At 71.6% G+C, this 14936-nt stretch carries 16 protein-coding genes; 12 read left to right on the top strand and 4 right to left on the bottom strand.

Annotated elements, in window-relative coordinates; all coding sequences use genetic code 11:
* The first annotated feature begins 124 nt into the window (after nucleotides 1–124).
* The 3 genes from Raf01_RS36650 to xerD all read left to right on the top strand — a co-directional run bounded on the left by Raf01_RS36650 (nucleotide 125) and on the right by xerD (nucleotide 3137).
* A complete protein-coding gene (locus tag Raf01_RS36650; protein ID WP_275413129.1) occupies nucleotides 125–856 on the top strand; it encodes a TetR/AcrR family transcriptional regulator in 732 nt (243 codons plus the stop codon).
* A gap of 246 nt (nucleotides 857–1102) precedes the next feature.
* Nucleotides 1103–2218 (top strand): alanine dehydrogenase, encoded by a 1116-nt coding sequence (gene ald, locus Raf01_RS36645; protein ID WP_203922718.1) that lies wholly within the window; start codon nucleotides 1103–1105, stop codon nucleotides 2216–2218.
* A 7-nt stretch (nucleotides 2219–2225) separates the two neighbouring features.
* Nucleotides 2226–3137 (top strand): site-specific tyrosine recombinase XerD, encoded by a 912-nt coding sequence (gene xerD, locus Raf01_RS36640; protein WP_203922695.1) that lies wholly within the window; start codon nucleotides 2226–2228, stop codon nucleotides 3135–3137.
* A 73-nt stretch (nucleotides 3138–3210) separates the two neighbouring features.
* Here xerD and Raf01_RS36635 read toward each other — a convergent pair whose 3' ends face one another.
* The gene (locus tag Raf01_RS36635) at nucleotides 3211–3789 is read right to left on the bottom strand and encodes a TetR/AcrR family transcriptional regulator (protein WP_203922694.1); all 579 of its coding nucleotides are present in this window, start codon (nucleotides 3787–3789) and stop codon (nucleotides 3211–3213) included.
* A 90-nt stretch (nucleotides 3790–3879) separates the two neighbouring features.
* On the opposite strand from Raf01_RS36635, the gene Raf01_RS36630 reads away from it, so the two are divergent.
* Entirely contained in the window at nucleotides 3880–4329 is a 450-nt protein-coding gene (locus tag Raf01_RS36630) for an anthrone oxygenase family protein (RefSeq protein WP_203922693.1), read from the top strand.
* Here the strand turns inward: Raf01_RS36630 and Raf01_RS36625 are convergent.
* Together Raf01_RS36625 and Raf01_RS36620 are read right to left on the bottom strand one after the other, a co-directional pair.
* Nucleotides 4326–5315 carry a hypothetical protein gene (locus Raf01_RS36625; protein ID WP_203922692.1) on the bottom strand — a complete coding sequence of 330 codons (990 nt, stop codon included), beginning with the start codon at nucleotides 5313–5315 and terminating at the stop codon, nucleotides 4326–4328. The two genes, Raf01_RS36630 and Raf01_RS36625, sit on opposite strands and share 4 nt — an antisense overlap.
* A 61-nt stretch (nucleotides 5316–5376) precedes the next feature.
* Nucleotides 5377–6576, bottom strand: coding sequence for a low temperature requirement protein A (locus Raf01_RS36620; protein ID WP_203922691.1), 1200 nt, complete (start codon nucleotides 6574–6576; stop codon nucleotides 5377–5379).
* Between the two features lie 199 nt (nucleotides 6577–6775).
* Here Raf01_RS36620 and Raf01_RS36615 point away from each other — a divergent pair, with 199 nt between their 5' ends.
* Together Raf01_RS36615 and Raf01_RS36610 are read left to right on the top strand one after the other, a co-directional pair.
* Entirely contained in the window at nucleotides 6776–7354 is a 579-nt protein-coding gene (locus tag Raf01_RS36615) for a GNAT family N-acetyltransferase (RefSeq protein ID WP_203922690.1), read from the top strand.
* A gap of 11 nt (nucleotides 7355–7365) precedes the next feature.
* Entirely contained in the window at nucleotides 7366–8184 is an 819-nt protein-coding gene (locus tag Raf01_RS36610; RefSeq protein WP_239134249.1) for an MBL fold metallo-hydrolase, read from the top strand.
* Between the two features lie 19 nt (nucleotides 8185–8203).
* Here the strand turns inward: Raf01_RS36610 and Raf01_RS36605 are convergent, their stop codons facing one another.
* A complete protein-coding gene (locus tag Raf01_RS36605) occupies nucleotides 8204–8818 on the bottom strand; it encodes a DUF4865 family protein (RefSeq protein ID WP_239134263.1) in 615 nt (204 codons plus the stop codon).
* A gap of 128 nt (nucleotides 8819–8946) precedes the next feature.
* On the opposite strand from Raf01_RS36605, the gene Raf01_RS36600 reads away from it, so the two are divergent.
* The 6 genes from Raf01_RS36600 (at nucleotide 8947) to cmk (ending at nucleotide 14908) form a co-directional block, all read left to right on the top strand.
* The gene (locus Raf01_RS36600; RefSeq protein WP_203922687.1) at nucleotides 8947–9582 is read left to right on the top strand and encodes a hypothetical protein; all 636 of its coding nucleotides are present in this window, start codon (nucleotides 8947–8949) and stop codon (nucleotides 9580–9582) included.
* 247 nt (nucleotides 9583–9829) lie between these two features.
* Nucleotides 9830–10762: a ParA family protein gene (locus tag Raf01_RS36595; protein ID WP_203922686.1), complete on the top strand. Its 933-nt coding sequence runs from the start codon at nucleotides 9830–9832 to the stop codon at nucleotides 10760–10762.
* A 99-nt stretch (nucleotides 10763–10861) separates the two neighbouring features.
* Nucleotides 10862–11911, top strand: coding sequence for a segregation and condensation protein A (locus Raf01_RS36590; RefSeq protein ID WP_203922717.1), 1050 nt, complete (start codon nucleotides 10862–10864; stop codon nucleotides 11909–11911).
* A gap of 724 nt (nucleotides 11912–12635) precedes the next feature.
* Nucleotides 12636–13457 carry an SMC-Scp complex subunit ScpB gene (scpB, locus tag Raf01_RS50070; protein WP_373319691.1) on the top strand — a complete coding sequence of 274 codons (822 nt, stop codon included), beginning with the start codon at nucleotides 12636–12638 and terminating at the stop codon, nucleotides 13455–13457.
* Nucleotides 13426–14169: a pseudouridine synthase gene (locus tag Raf01_RS36580; RefSeq protein WP_373319690.1), complete on the top strand. Its 744-nt coding sequence runs from the start codon at nucleotides 13426–13428 to the stop codon at nucleotides 14167–14169. Before scpB ends, Raf01_RS36580 begins: the two co-directional genes overlap by 32 nt.
* Before the next feature lie 82 nt (nucleotides 14170–14251).
* Complete coding sequence (gene cmk / locus Raf01_RS36575) at nucleotides 14252–14908, top strand: (d)CMP kinase (RefSeq protein ID WP_239134248.1); 657 nt, start codon at nucleotides 14252–14254, stop codon at nucleotides 14906–14908.
* Nucleotides 14909–14936: the final 28 nt, after the last annotated feature.

The raw sequence follows: 14936 nt of genomic DNA, 5'->3' as shown, positions 1-14936 counted from the left end.
GGCACTCACGAGCGCCGCGGTTGCGTCAGCCGGAAATACTGTCCGATTTCCGGCTGAACCGCGCCGTGGTCGCCGGCTGATCTGGCTCTCGAACGCACAGTGTTCTATTGACTACTATGGCCCGGTGTCCGAGCAGGAGCGGAATGTCCCAGTCGCGTGGTCACGCCGGTTCCGGGGTGGTCGCCCCGAACAGCCGGTCTTGAGCCGGGAGCAAATTGTCCAGACGGCCCGGAAGATGCTAGACGAGGAGGGATTAGAGGGGCTGTCGATGCGCAGGCTGGGCGCCCGCCTGGAAGCCGGCGCCACGTCCGTCTACTGGTACGTGGCGAACAAGGACGAACTGCTCGACCTGGCGATGGACGAGGTGCTGGCCGAGATCACCATCCCGGATTTGACCGGCGACTGGCGGGCCGACCTCTACGCCCTGGTCAAGGGGCTGCGGGCGATGATGTTCGCGCACCCGTGGGCGCTGCAGGTCTACAACAACCGGCCGGTGTTCGGCCCGCACGCGCGGGAGTACGCGGAGGCTCAGCTGCGCCTGCTGCGCTCGGCCGGGTTCGTCGGCGACGACCTGGACGGCGCCTTCCACATGATCGTCGACTACGTCCGGGGCTCGGTGACCATCGACCCACCCCGGCCGGTGCGCCGGCCCCGCCGGCACAGCGACGGCGAGCAGCGCATGACCCTGAACGACTCGACGCCCGACGTGGTCGCCCCGTACCCGGCGTTGCGCGAGTACCGGGAGCACGCCCTGACCCACGACCGCTCGCTGCTGCTGCAGCGGCGCTTCGACTTCGGGCTGCGCGTGCTGCTCGAGGGTCTGGCCCGACGTCTGGACAACGCCAAGCACCCCTGAGGTTCGGTTGCCGCTGACAGGTGCCGCGCGGCGATTCCGGGGTATGAGGAGGATCGGACGGTACCCGCAGGCCGCCCGGTTTGCGGGGTCCCGGCCGGCAACGCACCGTCACCGACCCGGTTTCCAGCCTGACAGGCGGCGGCCCGATCGGGTGGCATTGTGTCGCCGGCTGACCGCCCGACGACGATCTAAACTCCGGGCGTGGTCGGCAACGAGGCCGGTCACGCCGTGTCCAGAGGGGTCAACGTGAAGGTCGCAATCCCGCGCGAGGTCAAAGACCAGGAGTACCGCGTCGCGATCACACCAGCGGGGGTGAACGAATTCGTCCGTAACGGCCACGAGGTCTACATCGAGGCCGGCGCGGGCGAAGGTTCCTCGATCTCGGATGCCGAGTTCACTTCCGCCGGAGCCACCATCCTGCCCAGCGTCGACGACGTGTGGGCCACCGGCGAGCTGGTACTCAAGGTCAAGGAGCCGATCCCCGAGGAGCACCCGCGGATGCGCCCCGGGCAGGTGCTGTTCACCTACCTGCACCTGGCGGCGTCCAAGAAGTGCACCGAGGCGCTGTTGGAGCGCAAGGTGACCGCCATCGCGTACGAGACGGTGGAGAACTCCGACGGGTCGCTGCCGCTGCTGGCGCCGATGTCCGAGGTGGCCGGGCGGCTGGCGCCGCAGGTCGGCGCATACCACCTGATGGCACCGGGCGGCGGGCGCGGCGCGCTGCTGGGCGGGGTCACCGGCGTGTACGCGACCCGGGTCGTGGTGATCGGCGGCGGGGTCTCCGGGCTGTCCGCGGCCGCCATCGCGCTGGGCATGCAGGCCCAGGTGCTGCTGCTGGACAAGAACATCAACAAGCTGCGCCAGTCGGACGCGATCTACCAGGGGCGACTGCAGACCGTCGCGTCCAACGCCTACGAGATCGAGCGCGCGGTGCTGGAGGCCGACCTGGTCATCGGCGCCGTCCTGGTGCCCGGCACCAAGGCACCCACGCTCGTGTCCAACGAACTCGTGTCCCGGATGAAGCCGGGCAGCGTGCTGGTCGACATCGCGATCGACCAGGGCGGGTGCTTCGAGGACTCGCATCCGACCACGCACGCCGACCCGGTCTACCGGGTGCACAACTCGCTGTTCTACTGCGTGGCGAACATGCCCGGCGCGGTGCCGCACACCAGCACGTACGCGCTGACCAACGTCACCCTGCCGTACGCGGTCGAGCTTGCCAACCGCGGCTGGCGCGAGGCGCTGCAGTCGGACAAGTCGCTGGCGATGGGGCTGAACACGCACGACGGGCAGGTCACCTACGGTCCGGTCGCCGAGGCACACGGTCTGCCGTCGGTGAAGCTGGACGAGGTCCTGGGATAATCCAGGTGTGAACTCGGCGGAGCGGGTGGTCCAGGCGTACCTGGACCACCTGACCGTCGAGCGGGCGCTGGCCGCCAACACCCTCAGCTCGTACCGGCGGGACCTGACCCGCTACGTGCGGGCGCTGGACGGCACCGGGCTGGCCGAGGTCACCCCGACCCGGATCGCGGACTACCTGGCGAGGCTGCGCGAGGGCGACGACGAGCACCCGCCGCTGTCGGCCGCCAGCGCCGCCCGGGCGGTCAGCGCGGTGCGGGGACTGCACCGCTTCGCGGTCCGCGAGGGCCTGGTACCCGACGACCCGGCGCGGGCGATCACCCCGCCGACGCCGCCGCGCCGGCTGCCCAAGGCGCTGGAAATCGGGCAGATCGAGGCGCTGCTGGGCGCGGTGCCCACCGACGGGCCGCTGGGGCTGCGCGACCGGGCGCTGCTGGAGTTCCTCTACGGCACCGGCGCGCGGATCTCCGAGGCGGTCGGCGCGGCCGTCGACGACCTCGACCTGGACTCCGGCGGCGTGCTGCTGCGCGGCAAGGGCGGCCGGTCCAGGCTGGTACCGATCGGCGGGTACGCGACCGAGGCCCTGCACGGGTACCTGGTCCGCAGCCGGCCGGCGCTGGTCGCGGCTGGTCGCGGTACCCCCGTGGTGTTCGTCAACGCCCGCGGCGGCCCGCTGTCGCGGCAGAGCGCCTGGACGATCCTGCGCCGCGCGGCCGTCGCGGCGGGCCTTGACCCGTCGAAGATCTCCCCGCACACGCTGCGCCACTCCTACGCCACGCACCTGCTCGACGGCGGCGCGGACGTGCGGGTCGTGCAGGAACTGCTCGGCCACGCCTCGGTGACCACCACCCAGATCTACACCCTGGTGACCGTCGACAAGCTGCGCGAGGTGTACGCCACCGCGCACCCCCGGGCCCGCTGACGCGCGGGGCCGGCGGTCATGTCCGCTCGTCAGGTGCGGGGGACCCCGGCTGTGTGCCGGCCGGGAGGGTGCGTCAGAGGACGGCGAGCCGGTCCACCAGCAGCTGCGTCCTCTGCTCGGTGTACTCCGGCGGCTGCCGTCCCGCCCGGCTCAGCGTCGCCAGCCCGTGCAGGGCCGCCCAGAACACCTCGGTGAACAGCCCCGGGTGGACGCCGTCGCCGGCGACCTCTCCGAGGCTCTCCAGCAGGGCGGCGAAGGCGTCCTTCAGAGGTTCCGGGGTGTCCGCCTGCGCGAACGCCAGGCCGCCGTCGAGCTGGAATATGGCGTCGTAGACCGCCGGGTTGCGTGCGGCGAAGTCGAGGTAGGCGCGGGCGAGAGCGGTGACCCGGGCGCGCGGGCCGTCCGCGGCGGAGGCCGCGACCCGCACCGCCGCGGCCAGCTCGGTGGCGCCTTCGAGGGCGACGGCGCCGATGATCTCGCGCTTGCCGCGGAAGTGGCTGTAGAGGACGGGCTGGCTGTACTCGATGCGTTCGGCGAGCTGGCGGGTGGTGACCGCGTCCCAGCCCTGCTGCTCGGCGAGTTCGCGGGCCGTCGCCAAGATGAGGCGTTCGCGGTCCGCCCGTTCGCGGTCCTTGCGTTCCTGTACCGACATGACCCGATCCTAGCACCGCTAGACAAGCGAGCGGCAGTAGAGCTAGCGTTGCCATGTCAGCTATCAACGCTAGATTCTGGAGGGGTCGTCATGCTCAACGCACTCGAGGTGCTCACCACCGTGGTCCTCGGCGTGATGGTGGGGGTGGAGTTCTCCGTCGCCTTCGTCATGCGCCGGATCTTCGACGGCCTCCCCGGCGACAACGGCCTGCTCGCCCGCTCCCACGGGGGCCGGATGCTCGGCGCCGTGATGCCGGTCTGGTACATCACCTCGCTCGTCCTCGTCGCGGTCTCGGCCATCGCCGGATGGCACCACCACGGCACCGGCCTCGTCGTCGCCGCCGGCGCACTGCTGATCCTCAGCGTGATCATGTCGATCCTGCTGCTCGTCCCGATCAACAACCGGGGCAAGACGTGGACCCCCGACAATCGGCCCGCCGACTGGAAGCAGCAGACGAACCGCTGGGACCGCTATCACTACGCCCGCGTCGCCGTCCTCATCGCCGCCTTCGCCGTGCTGGTCGCCGGCTTCACGGCCTAGTAGACAACGGGTTCTCGCCGGTTGTCGTACGCGAGCCGGAGCGTCACGGTCGATGTCGACTCATCCGGCCGCAGGTCGAGGCAGAGTTCGTAGGGATCCAGCCAACCACCCGGACGGCAGCCGACAGCGACAGCCGACACCTCGTCCCAGGCGACCGGCCAGCCCTTGGTCTGCCGCAGGTGCTCGCCGAGCCGCCGGGCCAGCTCCCGCACGTCCATGCCGTTCGTGCCGTCCGTGCCGTCCGTGCCGTCCGTGGCGGAGATGGTGAATCGGCGGAAGCACGAGCGGGGACCGAAACCGTAGCCGCCGGGCATGCCGCAGCGCGCCTCCTCGTGCGCCACGGCCATCGCCGGAGGCAGGGGGAGGACCGCGTCCCGTGGCGGCAGCTGCTGGTCGCCGACGACCGGTACGGTGACCGTCGCCGCCACGCCGATCGCCCACCCGAGCGCGCCGGCCAGCCACGCCGTGGTCGGCCGCCTGGGTGGCCGCCGATGCCACACCTCGACCGTGCTCGCGCACGCGACGATGGTCCCTGTCCCGATCAGGTACCAGCGCAGCCCATCGTCCATCGTGGGCGGGGTACCGAAACTGCCGAACGCGACCGTCCACAGTGACCATCCGGCGACACACGCGACCAGTGCGACGGCCACGCGCCAGGCATACGGCCTGGATCGGCCCAGCAGAGCCCACGCGACCGGGAACACCAGCACCACAGGCACGACCACGGCGACCTCGGCCGGCTCCAACCTGTCGTCCGCGACCGCCGGCTGGGTGATCGGCCACACCGGGGCCGTCGCGGCGAACGCGCCGGCCACGAACAGCAGTCGTGACCGCCGCCGCCACGGTCCCGGCGGCCGAACCACGGCGGCGCGGCAGCGACTGCCCCACCGGCTGATCCGCCCACCCACGTGCGGGAAGCGCCGACCCGCGAGATATCCGAGCAGCGCCACCGCCACAAGCATGATGACGTCCAGAACCTTGGCCACGTGCCTTCGACGTCAGCGGCCGCGAAACGGTTGCCGGACCGGGTTGCGTGAATGAGGCGGGTCATCCGGTACCGGCGGGCACCGGCTGGCCCGGGCGCCGCCATTCGTACAGCGACAGGGCGACCAGGAACGCGGTGAGCAGACCGAGCGCGGCCAGCGCCGGCAGCGCCTGGGCGGCGGGCACCAGCGCCAGCGCCACGGCCGCGGCAACCGCCTGGCTGGCAGGTACCGCGCCGAGGGTCAGCCGCGTGAACGTCGCGCGCCCGGCCAGATACAGCACCACGCCGCCGTACAGCGCGGTCGCCGACACCCAGCCCAGCGGCTGGCCGTCGGGCCGGTCACGACCGGCCGTGTCGTGCAGCACCTGTTCGATGCCCAGCGCGACATAGATGATCCCGGCGATCAGACCGAAGTGCGTGATGCTGTACGCGTCCCCGCCGATCTGCCCCCGCCGCAGGCCACGCAGCCCGGCCAGGGCCCGGGCGGCGGCCGGCGCCACGTACTCGAAGTACAGCCACCACAGGCACAGCGCGGTGGCCAGCCCGAGCAGTGCCGCCACCATGACCGGGCCGCGGGTGACCGCCCGACCGGCGCCGGCGCCCACCGAGATGAGGGATTCGCCCAGCGCGATGATGACCACCAGGCTGTGCCGCTCGCTGAAGTGGCTCGCGCTGCGCAGCAACCAGCCGCTGGCCGCCGACGCGATCCGGCCGCCGCCGGTGTCGATGACCAGCGCCACGAGCCAGAGCACGGTCTGCGTGGATCCGCCCGCCACCGCCCCGAGAACCAGCGGTATCCAGCTCGCGGCGGTCGGAACCGAGAAGCGGGTCAGGGTCTGGCGCTGGCGCCGGTCGTCGGCCGCCACGTAGAAGTACAGGACCAGTTGCAGGCTGCGCGACGCGCCGAACGCGACTGCCAACGTCAGCGGCGCCGCCAGGCCGGCGCCGGGTCGGCGGAAGGCATCCGGGATGACCAGCGCGGCCACGAACAGGGCCGCCATCCCGAACGCGGTACCGGCGCGGATCAGCCCGACGTCGGCGCGCGCCTGGTTGCCCAGCCACACGTACGGCTGCCACGAGTACCACATCAGAAACAGCAGCAGCAGGCCCTGCGCCAGGGTGAGGAACGTGGGCGGCCGGCCCATGAACGCGATGATCCGGGTCAACGCGAACACGAACACCAGGTCGAAGAAGATCTCGAAGTTGGTCGCCCGGTGGTGCTCGTCGGTCTCCGTCGGCCGGGACCGCAGCAGGCGCCTCATCGCCTCATTTTCTTGGCCCGCGGCGCCCGCTGGAGGGGGATCGGCGATCCCGGGCGCTGGTGCACAGCCTGGCTCGCCGCGCACCATCCGGAACTCACCTCGACCGCGAGGCCGTGCTCTTCGGTGCGGAACAGCTATCCCGTCGCCGTCACCCGTTCGAGATAGGCAACCCGGTGGCGGCCGGGCCGCCGTACCAGGCATGATCCTCGCCATGCCGACCGTGGTCTCCTTCGCCGACAAGCCGACTCTGGTCGGGAAGCGGGTGCGGCTGCGACCGGTCCGCGAGGACGACGCGACGGTCGTGGCCGCGTTGGACCCGGAGACGCTGCGGTTGACCGGTACCCACCGGATACCCGACCTGGAGGCGCTGCGGCGCTGGTACGGCGGCCTCGCCGTGCACGACGACCGGCTGGACCTGGCGATCGTCGAGCAGGGTTCCGACACCTACGTCGGGGAGGTCGTGCTCAACGAACTCGACGCGGACAACCTGTCCTGCGGGTTCCGGATCCTGCTGGCCGGCCCCCGGCACTTCGGGCGGGGACTGGGTACCGAGGCCGCCAGGTTGATGCTCGCGCACGCATTTGAATCGGTCGGGCTGCACCGGGTCGAGTTGGAGGTCTACGGGTTCAATCCCCGGGCACGGCACGTGTACGAGAAGGTGGGCTTCGTCACCGAGGGGGCCAAGCGCCAGGCGCTACGGTGGGACGGAGCCTGGGTCGACGCGTACATGATGGCGATTCTGGCCGATGAATGGGCCGAGCATCACGGGTACCCGTAGGAGGAACTTCCATGCCCGCCTGGGTCTGCGTCACGTGCGGTGTGCAGCAGTCCGATTCGGCCGAGCCCCCGGCCGGCTGCCCGATCTGCCAGGACGAGCGGCAGTACGTCGGCTGGGAAGGCCAGCAATGGACGACGATGGCCGACATCGCTCGCGACCACGCCAACGACCTGCGCGAGGAGGAGCCCGACCTGCTGGGCATCGGCATGGAGCCGAAGTACGCCATCGGGCAGCGGGCGCTGCTGGTGCGCACCCCGGAAGGCAACGTGTTGTGGGACTGCACGTCGCTGGTCGACGACGCGGCCCGCGAGCAGGTCGAGCGGGCGGGTGGCATCGAGGCGATCTGCATGTCCCACCCGCACTTCTACGGCGTCTGCGTGGAGTGGGCCGACGCGTTCGACGCGCGGATCCTGATCCCCTCGGCCGACCAGCAGTGGATCCAGCGCCCGTCGCCGCGGGTGCAGCTGTGGGACGACGAGGTCAACCCGGTGCCCGGGGTGACCGTGGCGCGCATCGGCGGGCACTTCGACGGCGCCGCCGTACTGCACTGGCCGGCCGGGGCCGGCGGTCGAGGCGCGCTGCTGACCGGCGACACCATCACGGTGGTGCAGGACCGGGACTGGGTGAGCTTCATGTGGTCGTACCCGAACCTGATCCCGCTGGATGAGGCGACGGTGGAGCACATCGCGAGGCAGGTGGAGCGGTTCTCCTTCGACCGGGTGTACGGCGGCTGGTGGGGCCGGGTGGTGGTCAAGGACGGGCCGGCGGCGATCCGCCGGTCGGCGGACCGCTACATCGCCCGGCTGCGCGGCGAGGCTAGCGCGTCCTGATCCGCTCCTTCGCTGCCGGCTACCAGTGCCGGCCGGTTGGGATGTCGGCCATTTCCGGGGTGGACAGGTGCAGCACCCGGTAGCGCTCGGTGGCCTCGTGGGCGGCGGGTACGTCCTCGTGCCACAGCACGAAGCGCGCCAGCTGCCAGTGATGCGCGTCGACGGCCAGGGCGGCGCAGTGCACGCCCTCGGTGCCGGCCAGCGCGCTCAGCTCGTCGAGGGCGTGGGCGACCGCGGTGGCGAGGTCCGTGGCGGTGAGGTCGGTGCTGGCGAGGTCGGTGCCGGCCGCGAGCGTGGTCAGCAGGCGCGACGCCGCCCGGGGCGGGTCGGCCACCGCCGGTCCGGGGTGGAACCCGACGCCGGTCCAGTGCCGCACGACCGGGCGGCCGAAGTCGTCGACGATGCCCTGGAAACCGCCCCCGCCGACCAGGAACTCGCTCATCCGGCCGGGGTCCTGCCAGAGGTAGAACGGCGCGTACTGGTTGACCGGTGAGCCGTCCACGCCGCGCTCGCGGATCGCGTACGCCTTCAGGCCCAGCCCGGCCCGGTCGTCGAGCAGGTGACCACGGGTGGCCACCCGGGTCCGGATGATGTCCATGTCGTAGTCGGCGGGCAGGGTGACGTCGTACTGCATGGCGTACACGGGGTCTCCTCGGTTCGGCGCTCCGGGCTGTACATACTAGTAGGTACAACGGTCGGCGGGAACCGGTGGCATGCTGTGCGCGTCCGATCGAAGAGATGCCCCCGGGCAAGGAGGTTGTGATGGACACGCGCCGGTACCGGACGCTTTCCGCGCTCGCGGTGGCCAGTCTGGCGGCCGCGGCCCTGGCGGGCTGCGGTGCGGGCGTCGGGACGAGTACCGCCCACACCGCCTCGTCGGGCGCCGTCGGCACACCGAGCATCAGCCCGGTCCCGGCCAGCCCGGCCCCCAGCGCGCCGGCCGGTGCGCCGAGCACCGGCGGCAGGGCGACGCCCGGGCCGGGTCGCACCGGAGCGACCGGCGGCGGCGCGACCGGTACGGGCACCGCGAAGCCTGTACCACTCAGCTCGCTGACCTGTGGCGGGCCGGCCACGGTCCCCGGCACGCTTCCCGACCGGGACTGGGCCGAGGCCGCATCGTGCCCGGTGGCCGGGTCGCGCCCCGGTGACGGCGGCCCGGTGAACCAGCCCGGGGTCCCCGTCGTCAAGCACGGCAACCTCGCGCCACTGGTCTCGGCGCTGCACCAGCCCGACGCACCGCGGAGCCACGGCATGTGCCCGGACTACCGGATCCTGATGCCGACCTTCTGGCTCGTCGACGGCACCGGCAAGGCGTACCAACCGCACATCCCGGTCAACTCGTGCGGCCAGCCCTCCGCGGCGGTCGTCAGCGCGCTCCAGGCACTCGGCCTGGCCTGATTCTCGCCAATTTTCGCCTATCGGGCCTGTGCCCGCGTCCGTCACAAACCGGCTCCCGCTGTGCCCAGTGGGCGCCTTCCGGACACCCCGTACGCTGGTCCGCGACAGCCGCCGCAACACGCCGGCTGGGCTGCACGGTTGGGCCCGTCCGGTGGCGTACAGTCGGGCCACGACGCGTACTCCTGCACAGGCACCTGGAAGTCCGCGAGCGGCGGCGCCGACCCGTCGTCGGGAAGGGCGTAACAAGATGACAGGCATCGAGCACCAGGCCGAATCGTGGACCTCGCAGATGCGCGCGGAGCAGTCCGGGGTCGATCTCGGCGCGGAGCTCGGGCCGGCCGATCCCACCGCATTCACTCAGCGCCGGCCGATTCCCCAGCCGGTACCGCTGGACGCCCACGGTCCCGCCCGCATCATCGCGATGGCCAACCAGAAGGGTGGCGTGGGTAAGACCACCACCACCATCAACCTGGGTGCGGCGCTGGCCGAGTACGGCCGGCGGGTGCTGCTGGTCGACTTCGACCCGCAGGGCGCGCTGTCGGTCGGTCTCGGCGTCAACCCGCACAACCTGGACCTGTCCATCTACAACCTGCTGATGCACGACGACTGCACGCTCGACGACATCCGCATCAAAACCGATGTCGACGGGCTGCATCTGCTGCCGGCCAACATCGACCTGTCCGCGGCGGAGATCCAGCTGGTCACCGAGGTGGCCCGGGAAATGGCCCTGGCGCGCCTGCTGCGTCCGGTACTCAAGGAATACGACTTCATCCTGATCGACTGCCAGCCGTCGCTGGGCCTGCTCGCAATCAACGCGCTGACCTGCGCGCACGGTGTGCTCATCCCGCTGGAGTGCGAGTTCTTCAGCCTGCGCGGTGTGGCACTGCTGCTGGACACCATCGACAAGGTGCGCGAGCGGCTGAACTTCGACCTGGAGCTGGAAGGCATCCTGGCCACCATGTACGACTCGCGCACCACGCACTGCCGGCAGGTACTGCAGCGGGTGGTCGAGGCGTTCGGCGACAAGGTCTACCAGACGGTGATCACCAAGACCGTCAAGTTCCCGGAGTCGACGGTGGCCGGCACCCCGATCACGTCGCTGGATCCGGCGTCCTCGGGTGCCCGCAACTACCGGCAGCTGGCCCGTGAGGTCATCGCGGCGCACGCCGAGCGCTCCTGATCCACCGAGCTGGGTAGGGTTCCTGTCGTGACTCTGCCCGAAGTCTCCCCGGATGCCGCGCCGGAGGGCGTCGACGTCGATGCCGGCGCCCCGGCCGATGTGGCGACGGTCGGAAACCAGGTCGCGGAGCCGGCCAATGATCCGAGCGTGGAGGCTGCGGCTGATCCGGCCGTGGAGCCGGCCGGCACGAGCCGTTTCCAGGTCACCCTGACGAACTTCACCGGACCGTTCGACCTGCTGCTCCAGCTGATCAGCAAGCACAAGCTGGACGTGACGGAAGTCGCGTTGCATAAGGTGACGGACGAGTTCATCGCGTACATCCGGGCCATGGGTGACGATTGGGACCTCGACGAGGCCAGCGAATTCCTGGTGGTCGCCGCGACCCTGCTGGACCTGAAGGCGGCGCGGCTGCTGCCGGCCGCGGCGGTCGAGGACGAGGAAGACCTGGCGCTGCTGGAGGCGCGCGACCTGCTGTTCGCGCGGCTGTTGCAGTACAAGGCGTTCAAGGAGGCCGCGGCGGTCCTGGCGACGCTGTCGGAGACCGGGGCGCGGCGGTGGCCGCGGGCGGTGCGGTTGGAGCCGCAGTACGCCGAGGCGCTGCCGGATCTGGTACTGGGCATCGGGCCGGCCCGGCTGGCCGAACTGGCCGCCCGGGCGTTGGCCCCCAAGCAGCCGCCCGCGGTCTCCATCTCGCACGTGCACATGGTCCGGGTCAGTGTCCGGGAACACGCGGCGTTGCTGCGCGAGAAGCTGATGCAGGCGCGGGTGGCGACATTCCGGGTACTGTGCGCGGATTGCCAGTCGACCCTGGAAGTGGTGGCCCGGTTCCTGGCGTTGCTCGAGCTGTACCGCCAGGGGGTGGTGGCCTTCGAGCAGGTCGAGGCACTGGGGGAGCTGACCGTACGGTGGACGGCCGCGGAGGACACCGGGTCCGCCGACGTTCAGATCGACGAGTTCGAGGGCACGCAGGCGGAGTCGGAGCCCGGAGCCGAGTCGGGGGCTGAGTCGCAGGCGGGGGTCGAGGCGACAGCGCAGCCGCAGGCCGGGGTTGAGCCGGCAGCGGAGTCGGAACGGGCGTCTGTGGCGGCCGCGGAGCCGGGGTCTGGGCCGGCGCCGGAGCCGACGGACGGGGAGAAACGGGATGAGTGACAACAGGGCGGACGATTCGCTGGCCAGTCAGGCTGCGGCGTGGATTCCGCCGTGGGCGCGGGAGCGCCAGCCGGAGCCGGACAACGAGCCCGAACCATCGGCCGAGTCGTCGCCATCGCCGGAGCCGGAGGCTGGGCCGGCGTCCGAGCGTGGGCCGGCGTCCGAGCGTGGGCCGGAGGCCGATGCTGAGCCGGGGGCGACCGTAGAGACGGGCACGGAGCCGGGCGCCGGGCCGGCGGCGGTACCGGAGCCGGAAACCGAGCCGGAGCGCACGGCGACGCCGACGGTCGACCCGGCCGCGGAGCCGGGGCCGGTCGCGCAGCCGGTGCCGGAGCCGGTCGGCGAGCCGGCGCTGGTGCCCGAGCCGCTTCCGGTGGCGCCCGTCGAGCAGCCGCCGGCCGAGCAGCCGCCGGGTGAGCCGGACGCGCCGGCGGAGCCGGAGCCAGTCGGATCACAGGCGGCGCAGTCGGCTTCGCTCGCGGCGGACGGGTCTGCGGAATCGCGTCCGGCGGGCGCGGCGACGGCCGACCCGCAGCCGGGTGCGCTGGAGTTCTCGGCCGGGTCGGAACAGGCGACCGCGCAGCCGGCCGGCACACCGCCCGTGGACGCACCGCCGGCGCAGGACGATGAGGTCGCCGGGCAGCCCGAGGCGCTCGCCCGGGCCGACGCGTCCCTGGGGGCGCACCGGGTCGCCGAAGCCGTACCGTTCGCCGAGAGCGGGCCGATCGCGCGGGCCGAGCCGTTCGCCGACACCGAGCCGGTGGACGAGGCCGAGCCGACCGACGAGGGCGGACCGGTCACGCAGGCACCCCCGTTCACCGACGGGCCGCCGGTCACCGAGGCGCCCCCGTTCACCGATGCCGCGCCGGTCAGCGAGGCCGCCGCCGAGCCGGCCGAAAGCCCTGTCTCGCCGGCCGGCTCGGGCACGGCTTCACGCCAGGACGCGCTGCCGCTGCCCATCGAGGACGGGGCCGGCGAACTGCCGCCGATCGCGCAGTTGCCGGCTGCCGAGCTGCGTGCCGCGATCGAGGCCATCCTGCTCGTGGTCGACGAACCGGTCACCGAAGGCGTTCTCGCCGACGCGCTGGAGCAGCCGGCCGAGCGCGTCGGCGAGCAATTGTCCGCGTTGGCCGAGGAGTACGAGGGGCAGGAGCGCGGTTTCGAGCTGCGCCGGGCGGCCGGTGGCTGGCGGCTGTACACCAGGACCCGGTACGCCCCGTATGTCGAACGATTCGTGCTCGACGGGCAGTCTGTCCGCCTGACCCAGGCGGCCCTGGAGACTCTCGCGGTCGTCGCGTACAAGCAGCCGGTGACCCGTTCGCGGATCTCGGCCATCCGCGGTGTCAACTGCGACGGGGTCATGCGTACCCTGGTAACCCGCGGCCTGATCGAGGACTGCGGTGCCGAGCCGGAGACCGGTGCCCACCTCTACCGCACGACCAGCCTGTTCTTGGAAAAGCTCGGACTGGACTCGGTGGATCAGCTGCCGCCGCTTGCCCCGTTCCTACCTGATGATGTGGATGAGATCGCCGATGCCCAACGCTGAGCGGCTCCAGAAGGTCCTCGCCGCTGCCGGCGTCGGTTCCCGCCGGGCCAGCGAGGAATTGATCGCTGCCGGGCGGGTGACCGTCGACGGGCGCACCGCCTCCCTGGGCGACAAGGTCGACCCGAGCGCCGCCGAGATCCACGTGGACGGCGAGCGGGTCATCGTCGACGCGAACCTGGTGTACCTGGCGTTGAACAAGCCGCGTGGGGTGGTCTCCACGATGGCCGACGAACGCGGCCGGGAGGCGATCGCTGACTTCCTGAGCAACATCCCGGAACGGATTTTCCACGTCGGGCGGCTGGACGCGGACAGCGAGGGGCTGCTGCTGCTGACCAACGACGGTGGGCTGGCGCACAAGCTGATGCATCCGTCCTTCGGGGTGCCGAAGACATATCTGGTCGAGGTGCCCGGGCCGATGCGCCGCGGGGTCGGCAAGCAACTGACCGCCGGCATCGAACTGGAGGACGGTCCGGTACGGGTGGACAACTTCCGGCTGGTCGACTCCATGCCCGGTCGGGTACTGGTGGAACTGGTGTTGCACGAGGGGCGTAAGCACATCGTGCGACGGTTGATGGACGAGGTCGGGTACCCGGTGTCCCGATTGGTGCGCACCGCGATCGGACCGGTACGGCTGGGCGATCTGCGCCCGGGACGGCACCGGCGCCTGGGCCGCGCCGAGGTGGCGGCGCTGTTCAAGGCCGTCGGCGAGTAGCGAGTAGGGGCGCGCCGCGTGCCGGGTCCGGCCGACCCGGCATGATTGGTGTGGGTTGGCCGAGCAGTAGGGAGACGAAGGCGTGGACGCGTGGGTGGTGGCTGTCGACGGGCCGTCCGGTTCCGGGAAGTCGACGGTGTCCCGGCGGCTGGCCGCCGAGCTGCACGCGGGCTACCTGGACACCGGGGCGATGTACCGCGCGGTGACCCTGGCGGTGCTGACGGCGGGCGCGGATCCGACCGACGCCGAGGCGGTCGTCAAGATCGCCAGTGAGGTGACGCTGGACAGCGGTACCGACCCGGAGAACCCGCACATCCGGCTCAACGGCGAGGTGGTCGACGGCGAGATCCGCGGTCCGGACGTGACCGGCGCGGTGTCCGCGGTCTCGGCGGTGCCCGCTGTGCGGGCGCTGCTGGTGGCCCGGCAGCGGGAGATCATCGCCGAGGCCGACCGGATCGTGGTGGAGGGGCGCGACATCGGCTCGGTGGTGGCACCCGACGCCGACCTGAAGGTATACCTGACCGCCTCTGCGGCCACCCGGGCGCAGCGGCGCAGCGCCGAACACGACACCGACCTGCAGACCACCGCGGCGGCGATGGCCCGCCGGGACGCGCTGGACTCCAGCCGCGCCGCGGACCCGCTGGCGCAAGCTCCGGACGCCGTGGTGCTGGACACCACCGAGCTGGGCATCGACGAGGTCGTCAGCCGGCTGGTCGAGCTGGTCAGGAGCAGTCGGTGACTGATCCGTTCCAGGCGGCCGTTCCGGA

Source organism: Rugosimonospora africana (assembly GCF_016862975.1).
Lineage (GTDB): Bacteria > Actinomycetota > Actinomycetes > Mycobacteriales > Micromonosporaceae > Rugosimonospora > Rugosimonospora africana.
The sequence above is the reverse complement of the archived record's forward strand: the minus strand, read 5'-3'. Positions and strand labels throughout refer to the sequence as shown.